This is a genomic window from Mesorhizobium sp. M1227 (assembly GCF_040318315.1).
GTDB lineage: Bacteria > Pseudomonadota > Alphaproteobacteria > Rhizobiales > Rhizobiaceae > Mesorhizobium.
In genome coordinates, this window is sequence record NZ_JAMYLZ010000066.1 from 1 (window position 1) to 12,066 (window position 12,066).

At 61.1% G+C, this 12,066-nt stretch carries 7 protein-coding genes; 2 read left to right on the forward strand and 5 right to left on the reverse strand.

The window, feature by feature from the left end; genetic code table 11:
- Positions 1-276 precede the first annotated feature (276 nt).
- Positions 277-429 (reverse strand): DUF1330 domain-containing protein, encoded by a 153-nt coding sequence (locus NKH28_RS33165; RefSeq protein ID WP_352618725.1) that lies wholly within the window; start codon positions 427-429, stop codon positions 277-279.
- A gap of 345 nt (positions 430-774) precedes the next feature.
- Here NKH28_RS33165 and NKH28_RS33170 point away from each other — a divergent pair, with 345 nt between their 5' ends.
- Both NKH28_RS33170 and NKH28_RS33175 read left to right on the forward strand, forming a co-directional pair.
- Positions 775-1,311 carry an ankyrin repeat domain-containing protein gene (locus NKH28_RS33170; RefSeq protein ID WP_352663153.1) on the forward strand — a complete coding sequence of 179 codons (537 nt, stop codon included), beginning with the start codon at positions 775-777 and terminating at the stop codon, positions 1,309-1,311.
- 27 nt (positions 1,312-1,338) lie between these two features.
- Positions 1,339-1,851: a YHS domain-containing (seleno)protein gene (locus NKH28_RS33175; RefSeq protein WP_352540684.1), complete on the forward strand. Its 513-nt coding sequence runs from the start codon at positions 1,339-1,341 to the stop codon at positions 1,849-1,851.
- Between the two features lie 42 nt (positions 1,852-1,893).
- Here the strand turns inward: NKH28_RS33175 and NKH28_RS33180 are convergent, their stop codons facing one another.
- The 4 genes from NKH28_RS33180 to NKH28_RS33195 form a co-directional block, all read right to left on the reverse strand.
- A complete protein-coding gene (locus NKH28_RS33180) occupies positions 1,894-4,113 on the reverse strand; it encodes an adenylate/guanylate cyclase domain-containing protein (protein WP_352780525.1) in 2,220 nt (739 codons plus the stop codon).
- Positions 4,114-4,867: 754 nt separating this feature from the next.
- Entirely contained in the window at positions 4,868-9,385 is a 4,518-nt protein-coding gene (locus NKH28_RS33185) for an nSTAND1 domain-containing NTPase (protein WP_352981347.1), read from the reverse strand.
- Positions 9,386-9,977: 592 nt separating this feature from the next.
- A complete protein-coding gene (locus tag NKH28_RS33190; protein WP_352981348.1) occupies positions 9,978-10,367 on the reverse strand; it encodes a hypothetical protein in 390 nt (129 codons plus the stop codon).
- Between the two features lie 215 nt (positions 10,368-10,582).
- Positions 10,583-11,641: a hypothetical protein gene (locus NKH28_RS33195; RefSeq protein ID WP_352981349.1), complete on the reverse strand. Its 1,059-nt coding sequence runs from the start codon at positions 11,639-11,641 to the stop codon at positions 10,583-10,585.
- Positions 11,642-12,066 lie beyond the last annotated feature (425 nt).

The window sequence follows — 12,066 nt, forward strand, 5'->3', positions numbered from 1 at the left end:
GAAATCCCCATAGCCATCGCCTGTGGCCCGCGGGTTCCTTCCTCGGGGACTTTCGTACGCCTGCCGGCGCCCGAAACTCTTCACGACAGCGGAATGGCGGCTTCTGGCGTCCGAAGAATGATAGCGGACGTTCAGCCGGGTGGGACCAAGATCTGAAGCCGCTCCGCCTCAATCATAAAGCGGCCGAATTCAGCCTGTAAAAGCTGCTTGGAAAGTTTGGTTCTGACCATTTGGCGATCTCCGTTGAAGGGGTTAGCCGCAACAAAGGATTAAGCGCTAATCTGCCCCATCAACAATGATGGCATTGCAAGTCATGCTCTGCAGGCGAAGCGGTAGGATTGCCTGATAGCCCGGCGACCCATACCAGGCTTCGGCAGCCGACCGAGAAGGAATATGGCTGTGTCCGCGATCTGGCGCTTCCGGCAGCACGATATGATCGGCATGGCCGCCTACCTGCTGATGGCCATTCTAGCGGTCGTGGTGCTGGTGCCCGGATAGCCCGCTGCCGGGGGTGACACAGGGCGCCTCGCGCGACTTCGACTCGCGCATAAGCCGGACACCCTATGGCTCCGCTGCGCCAAATGTATTAGACTGATCTCATATACGTCCATCCGCGGGCGAGCGCGCCCGGAGGGTTAGACGATGACGGTCTACAGGCGATTGTTGCTGGCGAGGGCCTTCCCGATCCGGGTCAGGCTTTTCGAAACCGGTTGGCTTCGGCTTGTCAGTCGGGCTCTGGTCGTTGCTTTCATTTCTTGGTTTGCCGTCGGTGCGGTGACGGCCGGGCCGCTCAACGACGCTGCTCGGGAGGGCGACGCCGGAAAGGTTGCCGAACTCCTGGCACAAGGCGCCAATGTGAACGATCGCGACGAGAGCCGTCAGACCCCGCTGATCGATGCGGCGCTTGCCGGCAAGACCGAGGTCGCCATTGCGTTGATCGGGGCCAAGGCGGACATCGAAGCCCGCAACGATCGCGGCTTCACCGCGCTACATGCGGCAGCCTACTCAGGAAGCCTGGACATCGCAAAATTGCTGCTCGACCACGGGGCCGAGGTCGACGCGTTGAGCACGCACAAGATCACGCCGCTGCATGTGGCAGCAGAAGAGAACCAGACGGCCATCGCGGAGCTGTTGATCTCGCACGGCGCACAGGTCGAGGCAATCCAGGAATACGGGTACACGCCTCTCAGCCGCGCGACATTCTATCAGAGCACCGACGTGATGGTTTTGCTCAAGAAGCACGGCGCAAAATGCCAACCCAAGGAAACGATGGGGTCGTCGTACAAGGTGTGCATCGCCCTCGGCAACTGACATCGAGAAAGGCTACTGGAGGAGAACATGACAGAGAACCGTTCCAGAACGTTTGACAGTTTGCTATGCGCGGGAGTAGCCGCCGCCTCCCTCCTCCTCTTCGGCACCGGTGGATCCCACGCCGGCGACGGAGTGAACACCGGATACTTCGGCAATGTCGCCATCCTGGGTTACGATCCGGTAGCATATTTCACCGACGGTCGCGCGACGATGGGTTCGCCCAAGATCTCGAGGAAGTGGCTCGGAGCAACGTGGTACTTCGCCAGCGTCCAACACCGGGATGCCTTTGTTTCCGAGCCGGTGCGCTATGCCCCTCAGTTCGGCGGCTTCTGCACCGGGGGAATGTCAGTTAAGGAGGCATCCGCGAACCTTGACCCGGAAGCCTTCCGCATCGTCAATGGCAAGCTCTTCCTGTTCTCCGGAAAGGAGGGCCTGGAGGAAGACTTCGATGCCAACCCGGCGCCTGTCATTGCGAAAGGGGAAGCCGAATGGCCCGCAGTGGAGGCGAAGGAATTCGAGGCTAGAGCGGCCGCCAACTAGCTCCGGCGCGATGTCGTGAGCCCGCAAGTTGAATGGCGCCTGTCACGGAGACACCGAGAAATACCAGACTGTGACGGAGTCCGGCCAAGCGTACTCGTCCTGGGTATCGCTGCTCCCTTGGGGATTGCGATAGACCGGGGCGCAGAACTTGCGGCCGAGCAAGGTCGCGGTGGATTGCGTGCAGAAGAGGTCGCCATCCACGCTGGACGTGCCGGTGATGATGCTGCTTTGCGAGCTCAGTGCGACATCTCCATTTGCACTCAGCTCCATGACGAACGCTGCGCCATTGTGTTGATGTCCTACCCATGTCCGATCGCCCGTTAGGGCTCGGATCGCGGCGCCGCCCAGGCGGTCCTCCTCCCGCCCGCGAAAATCGAAGCTCCGCTCGGGAATCCCCGCGGCGCGAAGGGCGCCCAGCCGGTGATCGAGGTCCTCTTGCCGCCGATGGTGGGCGTAAACGACACGATAACCAGCGAGGTTCTGTTCGGGTATCTCTTTCAGGATTGCTGCAGCCGCATCGTGCGCCTCGGCCATGCGGCCAAGCCGCGCATTTGCCATGGCCAGCGTTTCGAGACCAAGGTCGCTGCGCTCTCCCGGCTGGACCTTGCTCAGCGCCTGCAAAGCCTTCTCGTACTGATGGTTCATGTAGAGCACGAAGCCGTAATAGTCGAAGACCTGAGCGCGCGGCTTGGGATCGAGCCGCAACACGCGTTCCATCGCTGCCAGCGCCTCCAGGTTCTGTCCTGCGTAGGTCAGCACGATCGCCCGATTGAGCTCCGCCTCCGCGCCGTTCGGGTCCAGCGCGACGGCTTTCTGGACCGACGCGATCGCCTGGTCCCATTCGCCGTCCAGCATCTGCAGGATGCCGAGCACGGCATAGGCGCGCGCAGATTGCGGATTGAGCTCCAGCGCCCGCCCTGCCGCTTCGTAGGAGCGCTGGCGAGCGACGGCGCTGAGCATGAGCACCTGGTAGTCGAAGCCGAGCACGTCCACCGTGGCGCGGGCATAGCCCGAGTAAGCATCTGCAAACGTAGGATCGAGCTTGATCGCCTTTTGATACAGGGACAGGGTCTCTCCGAGAGACCTGTTGTCGACCACATAAACCTTCTGCTCGGCTCGGGTGTAGAAATCGTATGCCTCCAGGCTTCGCGTGGGGAGGCGAGCAATCTGCGCTCGTTCGCCTTCCGTCAGACGCACCGAAAGTGCCTCAACGATACGCCCGATCACTTCGTCTTGAAGTGCAAATATCCTGGAGTAGTCGCGGTCGTATCGCTCGGCCCAGATGTTGCTCCCCGTTTGGGCATCGATGAGCTGGACATTGATGCGGACTAGATCTTCCTCCCGCCGGACGCTGCCCTCGACCACGTAACGGACGTTCAACTGCGCAGCGATCTCGTCGACGTCGAGGGATCGATCCTTGAAGGAGAACGCGGAGTTGCGTGCGATGACGAGGAGCCCCGAGATCTTCGAGAGATCGGTGATGAGATCGTCTGCGAGCCCTTCCGCAAAATAATCCTGGCCTGCCTTCTCGCTAAGATCGGTAAACGGTAGCACGGCGATGGAGGGCTTGCCGACCGACGAACCGACCGGGGTGGAACCATGACCGGGCAGCAGGGCAATCGCTTGCGGCCAGAGAATCACCGCAATCCCCGCTATCAGAGCCAGAACGAGCACCGTGGCGCCGATCACAGGCCATCGCCGAGAGCGCGACTTATTGGCTCCTGCGGTCGGTTCCAGCAGAACCCGATAGGCGCGGACCCGCTCTGGAATGTTCTTGAGACGCTGTTCGCCGAGTGACTTGAAGGTCAGGCCGAGCTTGTTGTGAGCCTGATCGTAGGCCGTTCCCGAGATGACGATGCCGCCAGGATCGCTCAGTCCTTCCAGCCGGGCCGCGATGTTGACGCCGTCGCCGTAGAAGTCGTCCTTGTCGGGGATCACGTCACCAAGGTTGATCCCGATGCGGAACACGATCCGGGTATCTTCGGGAAGACCGAGGTTCTGCTGCGCGGTGACCCGTTGGATTTCGACGGCGCAGGCTACCGCATCGACGACGCTCTCGAACGCGACCAGAGCACCGTCGCCCATGAGCTTGACGATGCGGCCATGGTACCCTTCGATCGACGGTTCGATGAGTTCGCGCCGGAGCGCCTTGAGCCGCGAGAGGGTGCCCGTCTCGTCCAGCCCCATCAGCCGGCTGTACCCCACCACGTCGGCGGCGAGGATAGCGACCAGCTTCCGTTCGAGATGTTGAACCTGTTCCACTGGGCATGACTATAGGGAAAGCTCCATGGCAAGACCATATGCGCGGCCAAGGAGCCGGAACCTGGGATGCTGCATGTCGAGCACTGAAGTCTTTGAAACCGCCCAGTGCGGGAAACCTTTGCGCCAAATCGTGTACCACACAGGTTTTGTGCGGCATTGCAGGGATCGCGAACGCGGATCCGATATCGCCGATCTCAAGCAGGCCCGCGTCAGACCGCTGATCCTGCGGCGGATTGATCCGCTAGACGCCTGCCAGTATTGGGAAGACCCTCACCCTGGCATACAGCTCGTTGGTCAGGATGCCGTATCGCGCCGCAGTGGAGCCAGAGCTGTCTTGCCAGCGGCAAGGCCCGCAGCGGGTCCGAGAGCGAAATGGCGGCTTCGGTCTGCGAATCTTCAGGAGCGGACATTCAGGTTGGTGTAGGCACGTCCTGGCGTGACCCAATTGGGACATCCTGCCCATTTTTGAGCAGCGCCTATCACACTGCTTCCTTTGGCTGCCTATGCCTCTGCTAATGTGCAGACAGCGGTTAGCTAGAATGGTCGCCTGCGTTCCAAGTTCGATATGCCGTGTACCTTTCAGCGGGTTGCGCATCTTGGTAACTCTCTCTTGATGCGAACAAGTCTGAAGGAGATCCGATCAGATGGTTCTGGCCATGGCTGATGACCAGATCCGACACGGCCTGCGCTGGTCGTCTGGGAACACGCGCGCCGGCCTGAGCGTGGCCGTGTTCTCCTTTGCGAGTGTTTGTCGCTATCCTGGGCAGTCGGGAACGTCGCTCCCGCCGGGCAAGAAGAAGCGCCGGCGCTCGCATGGTGTGAGCTGGCGCGGCACGACGGTTTTTGCATAGTCGATGAGATCGTTGGATGTCGGAAACGCTCGGATTATGCGCACCCGTTCATCGCCTGAAACGACGGCGATCGCCGTGCCCTTCGAATTCATCGCGGCGCGGGTCACCTTCGGTCGATTGAGCTTATCCTGACGCTCGGAAATCGTTGCTATCTCACGGCCAGACGCCGTAGCCCAAACCCTGACTGTCCGATCCTGCGATGATGTCGTAACGATATAGATGCCGTTCGGACTGAATCGCGCGCTCTCTACGGCGCCTCGGTGGCCTTTGAGGACTGCCTTTCTGGTTCCATCAGCAACGTTCCAGATGCGGGCGGTGCTGTCACGCGAGGCAGTCAACAACGACTGACCGTCAGGGCTGAAAGCCACATCAGTCAGGGGTTCGTCATGCCCCTGTAGCACCTGGACAGTACTTCCATCCTCAAGCGACCAAATGCGCGCGGTCTGGTCCAGCGAACCGGTTGCGACGAGCAAACCATTCTGACTGAAGGCGGCACTGGTAATGCCGTTCCGATGCCCCACGAAAGTGCGAACCTCGGTCCCATCGGTCCGCAACAGATGCACAATATTGTCGCTGGTCGCTGTGAGAACGAGCCGCCCATCAGGGCTAAAGACAGCATTCGGCAAAGTGGCACTCGTTTTGAGGGTGGCCGTCTCGCCATCGCTGCCCCACAGCTGTGCCACCCCTGCAAGCGATGCGCATCCAACGAGCTTTCCATCGGGGCTGAACTGAACACTCGCGACCGCGGCGCGTCCCATTTCGAGCCGCCTGAGTTGCCGCCCGCTGTCAACGTCCCAAATCAGAATCTCGCCGCTGAGGGTCGCAGTGGCGAGGCGATGGCCATCCGGACTGAACGCCGTCGCCTGAAGCGGCTCATGCGTTTCAAGCTCAGCCGTCTCATGGGCGCCGGCGACATCCCACAGATGCGCGAGGCTGTCTCCGCCTCCGGTAACAAGGTGTATGTTGTCGGGGCTGAAGACAGCAAAGTTGGGGGAATACTTGTGAAGCAGCTCATCTGTGAGAATCCCGTCGATGTCCCAGAGCCGAGCCGTACCATCGTGCGACGCCGTGAGTAAGGTGTTGTCGACGGGGCTAAACTCAACATGCTCTACCAAGGCATGGTGGCCGCTCAAAGAAGTAAGAAGCGAAGCGTTCTCCACGTCCCAAACACGCACCCCACCGTCCATTGATGCGGTAGCCAGGAGCTTGTCGTCATGACTGAATGCGCTGTTCACTTCCTGATCATTCGTGTGCGGCGTAACATCCGTCAATCTTAGCCCAGGTGTCTCTTCTCCAAGCACATTGCGCAACTTCCCGGTTACGCCATCCCAGAGCCGTGCGGTGCCATCGATCGACACCGTCGTGGCGAGGCGGCCGTCGTGGCTGAAGGTCCCGCTGTGGGTGTCGCTCTTGTGACCGCCGAGAGCAGCAATCTCGGTGCCCTTCGTTACGTCCCAAAGGCCTGAAGTTTCAGCGTACGTATAAGGCGACCACGAAGTCACGAGGAGCCTGTTCCCGTTCGGACTAAAAACGACCTCATCTGGCCAGTTTGGAATTCGCCAGTTTTTGATCTGCTCTCCGGTCTCGGTAATCCAGATCCCAACAGTGCGACTATTACCTTGTCCGGCCGCGAAGCTGTACCCATCGGGACTGAAGTCCGCGAACGACGTTCCACCACCCTTCAAGGTCAGGATATTCGCACCGTTTCTAGCATCCCAGATCGACATGGCATGGTTGTTGTCGTCAGATGCAGTGAGCACTCGCGTGCCGTCTGGGCTGAACTTGGCAGTTGGAAAGCCACCGGGCTGCTGAACAACAAAAAGCTGCGCTCCCGACTTGGCATCCCATACGCGCACCGTGCTGTCACGAGCGGCAGTAACGACGCGGTTTCCGTCGGGGCTAAAAGAAGCTCTTTCGAGGGCCCCTTCGTGCCCCTTCAAAACGGCTATTGCCGACCCGTCCGACACGTTCCAGATGCGAGCGGTCTTATCGTAGGATGCCGTAACAATGCGATCGCCCTTTGGGCTGAAGGCGACCCAGGTTGCACCAGCATCATGGCGAAATATCCTGAGTTGACGGTGCGCCAGCAGAGCGTTGTAGAGAGCAGCCTCGGCTTCGACCAGGCGTTGTCCGGGTGGAGTGTCTTTCGGCCGCAACGCCTCCAGCGCAAGAAGGATGGCGGCCTCGATGTCGCCGCTCGCCGCGGTCTGCTGCGAGAGAAATGCCAGGGCAAGGGACTGACTGCGGAGGGCCTCGTCACGTGCCTCGATGGCCTTCTGCCGCGCCTCCAGCGCCTGCCCCTCTGCGGTTCTCGCCTGGTCCGCGCTGTTTTTTGCCTCGACGGCTTGCCGCTCCGCCTCGCGCTGTCCGAGGAACCCTGCGACAGCACCGACGCCTGCGATTGCCGCGAGTAGAATTGCAGCGACCGCCGCGTAGCGTGTTCGGCGGGCAAGCAGTGTCGCAGCAGCAGCTTCGGCCTCCATTCGCGCTCGTTCTGCGTTCTGCTCTCTTTTGACGTTCTCCCTAACCGCGAGCGAGGACGCCTGAATATAGTCCGCGGTAGGGCCGTCGATTTCATCTCGCCTCGACAAAAGCAGTTCCTCTGCCTCGACGAGTCGCTTGCCCGCAGGGAGCAAAAGATCCGGGTTCCTCTTGTCGGAATGCCATCGCCGGCCATCCGTCTGGACGCGGGCGCGGGTTTCAAGGAACTCCCTATTGGCATTGACGAGGTTCAGTGCCCTCGGCCAGCGGGTCAATAGGGACTCGTGTGCGACGCGAACGACGGCACGTCCCTCCGCATCCTCGTCGCTGACCAGCAGCCGGGCGGCGATCAATGCGTCGACCAGCTCCGCTTGGGCGGGCGTGCCCGCGACGTCGGTTGCCAGAGCCGGGACCGCAGCTATTGACTCGTCGCCGAGGCGCACTGTGGTCAGAGATCTGAGAACCGCCGGCAGCGTGTCCTGCACATGTGCCGGAAGTGCATCGGCCACTTCGTCGGCGCGCCGAGCGATCGCACCTTCGAGGCCACCCAGCGCACGATAGGCGGCAAAAGTGAGGATCCGCCGATCCCGACAAGCATCGTGCAGCGCATCGAGCACGAACTCGAGAAGCGGCAGCGATTCCGGATCGGCCCCCGCAGCTGCCTGGAGCACATCATCGAGACGGCCTTGGTCGGCTGTCTCCTCGAAGCGAAGACCCGCAGCTCGCGCTGGCTCGCGGATGATCTGCGCAATCTCCGCACCGGTCGGCGGCAGTAGCTCGTAACTGCCCAAGCCGTCCTTGAGGGCCGAAAAGCCCGCAACTTCGCCGCAGCGGTGAAAGAAGTCAGCCCGAATTGTCGCGATCACCCATACAAGGCCACTAGTGGCGAGCGAAGCGAGCAGCCGAATGAATGCCTCGCGCGCCGGCCCCGTTTGTGTAGTGAACAACTCCTCCATCTGGTCTACAGCGAGGACCAAGCGTGCTTGCGCGGCGGAGACGTTCGCAGCAGCGGCGGCTTTGGCAAGCGCGGCGCGGATCAGCGCCGGAACTCGGTCGGGCGCGCCGCGAATGAGCTCCGCCAGCTCGGCGGCTGTTCTCTCGTTCGCGAGCTCTGGCAGGGCACTTTCTTGAAGGAGTCCAGCGACGAAAGATGCGATCGTGTCAGATCCCTCCGACGGCCGGATGAGGCAGCGGCGCCAAAGCACGATCCCGGCAGTCGCGCCGGGCCGCAAGATGGCGGGAAGCAGTCCAGCGCGAAGCAGGGAGGATTTGCCCGAGCCGCTCATGCCATAGATTAGAAGGAACGCTCTGCCACTCGCGACTAGCTGTTCCACCCTGTCGACACAGGTGGCAATCGGACGCGCACGACCGAAGAAGATATCAGCATGGTCGAAATCAAAGACGTCCAGTCCGCGGAATGGCGACCTGGCCTGATCCTCCGAGGCGAGCGGAACGCGATAGACTCGTACCGGGCGGGTTATGTTCTTTACCCTGTGCTCGCCCATGTCGAGAAAATCGAGCGAGAGCCGGTCGCGGACATGCGTATGAATTGGCTCGGAGACATAGATACCCCCTGGCGGCGCGAGCGCCTCCAGGCGTGCGGCGACGTTTACGCCGTCGCCCATCAGATTGTCGCCGTCGGCAAGGACGTCCCCGAGATTGATACCTATGCGAAACAGCATGCGTTCCCGCTCGGGCAAGCCCGAGTTTCGGTGGTGGATTGCCAACTGGATCTCGGTGGCGCTCCGCACCGCTTCCACTGGGCTCGCGAACTCGGCGATGACGCTGTCGCCGGCGCTCCCGAAAATTCGGCCACCGTGCTCAGCAATCAGCCCGTCGATGATCTCACGGTGGGCCTTCAGCGCCGCAAGCGTAGCCTCCTCATCCTTGCCCATAAGCCGGCTATAGCCGACCACGTCGGCTGCAAGGATGGCAGCCATTCTTCTCTGAACGCGGTCCACTACCACTGCCGCTCTCCGTCGGACATCTTGGGCCCACTCTAGGCTACAAAACAGCAAATAGGGAGTGCTAGGAAGTTTGAGGCTGAGTGCCCAGTCCTGCCCGGAATCTAGGTATCGGTGTCGCTTCCGGCCGAATGCGGTCATTCGCTCTGCTGCAGCCGAACTGCTGCTTCCCGTTCGACCGCGACCGCCAGGTCGCCGGCGAAGTCGCCGGCCATATGACCGAATGGCGGCTTTTAGCAGCAAAGAATTTCGCACGAATGACGGAATGGGCGCGCGATCCGGCCTGTCGCGAAGGCGAACTTTTGATCCCAAAGCCGCCATTTGGAAGCGAACCTACCCATAGACGGCCACTTCTGGCGCGAACATGACCTCCAGCATTGTCACCCGCGATGTCCACTTCCGGGCGGAGGCACCGAAGGCGAAGCGTTGAGGCGGTCATTTAGTGCATCATCACCTTGCGTCGGTCGAAACCGTTGCGTTGCGCTCATCGTGGCGCGATCAGCGGGCAGAAAGGTCCGCAAGCAGTTTTGGTTCGGAATGGAATATCGCCGGCAGGTCCGGGGTGGTCTTATTTGACGGTCGAAAACTCAAAACGATCGAAACGGAAGACTGCCGTATACTCGTTGCGTCGCTCCGGCGTCCCGGCAGGATTGCGGAAGATCGCACCGCAGGTTGTCTGATCTTTCGGAATGGCGTCGCACAGGAAGTTCTGCTGCACCCAACTGGTTCCTTTATCTATCCATGCGCCTCCCCCGCGCAGCTCACGACCGAGGATGAGCGACCTGATCTCCGAACCGGTAAGCCGGTCCTTCGCATCCAGATTGACCTCTTCCGGTAACTCCGGCAAACCGGCCTTGTCCAGGCCGTCCAGCAGACGCCCGATGTCAGCCGGGTTCTTGAACACAAAATACCGCTGCGTGACCAGCTGATTTGCCCCTCCATCCTTTCGCTCCAACATGACGTCCCTTAGCCTGTCACTATAGGCCGCGACCTGGTCACTGCGCCCGAGATGTGCGTAGGCCGAAACCAACACCTGCAGGCCATAGAATTTCGGCCATGGATCAGGCGATTGGAGATCGATCCTTTCAAGGTAGTCGACAGCTTCCTCGAAACGACCCTGGCCAAATGCAGCCAGCCCAGCCTGGTAGTGCCGATGGTCATTGCCGCCTGGGTCTACACGGTCGGCTGCGACGAGATAGTCGCGCGCCTCGTTCGGCCTGCCATTGAATTCAGGGCCTCTGCCAGCCCGACATAGTTCAGGGGATCGCTCGGGTCGAGCGCCACTGCCTTGAACATAACCGCAACTGCCTCGTCGGACCGGTGCTCGCGAACCAGCAAACTGGCGACGAGCTGATAGTAGGACGGCGAAGGATGCTTGGCCGCCTCCCCCAGGTACTTGTAGGCGTTGTACAGCGCACCGATATCCGAAACGGTTAAAGCTTTGATCCGAGGCCCGTCCATGTCCCAATAGGCCCACGCGAGCGAGGCTGCCGCTGCGCCGAAATCCGGATCGAGTTCCAGCGCCTGCTGGAAAAACCTCACCGCCTGCGCAAACTCGTCTGGAGCATTGCGACGATTGTAGATTTCCATGCCCTGGAGGTAAGCTTCGTAGGCTGCAGGATTGCGCGTGCCGCCCGCGACATCTGCCTTGCCTTGGACGCTGACGAGACGGAGCTTGAGCGCGCCTGCGATGCTGACGACGACCTTGTCCTGCAGCGCAAACACATCCGTCCATTGGCCGTCGAAACGTTCTGCCCAGAGATGACCGGTGGTCGAGCCGTCGATCAATTGCGCGTTGATACGCATGTCGTCGCCGACCCGGCGTATCGAGCCCTCCAGAATGCACCGGACACCAAGCGCTGCGGCGACCTCAGCGGGTTTGGTCTCCTTGTGCTTGTAGGTGGAAGCCGCGTTTCGCGATACGACGAACAGGCCGGGCACCCGTGCAAGTTCTGTGGTCAGGTCCTCGGTGAAATCGTCAGCCAGATAACCTTGCGCCTTGTCGTCGCTGAGATTGTCAAATGGAAGTACGACGAGGGATGGCCGGGGATCGGCTTTCGCATTGGCTGTCAGAGCGGCGGGCCGAAGCGGTGGCTCCCAGGGTCTCCACCACGCTGCTGCAAGCCCGACTGCGACAACAAGGACCCCAATGGCGACGGCCAGATTGCGCCTGAAACGTGGGTGTCGATTGACAGCCATGGGCTTTCCCGCCACCGCGGGATCGAGCAGCACCCGTCCGTCGCCGGTGTCTCGGGATCGTCCTCAAGCTATGGGATGCATAAGCTCTTCTCCAAGTACCGTAGTGAGGGGATACGCGGTTGCGAATGGTCCCTCGCGTGAGAACCGTGTCTCGCTACATCACTGCGCCGTCGCCATGGCCTGGTGTCCGCTATGCGGCGACATTTAGTTCGAAGGGGATTGGTGGCAGTGTTGAAAGCGGAGAGAACGGTCTCCCGCTACCACCTTCAAAGTCCAAACAATTCTCCGGTCCCCTCACGGCGGCCTGAAGCCCAGCGGTCTGAAGTGACAATGCCCCGACCATTGTGGGGCCGTAGAACGAACCCGCTGCGCGGGATGGGCGCATGGGGTGAGGTAGAGATCAAGAACCGGTCGTCGCGCTCGCGTTGAGCGTCGTTCGGCTCGAGCAGAGCATGGCG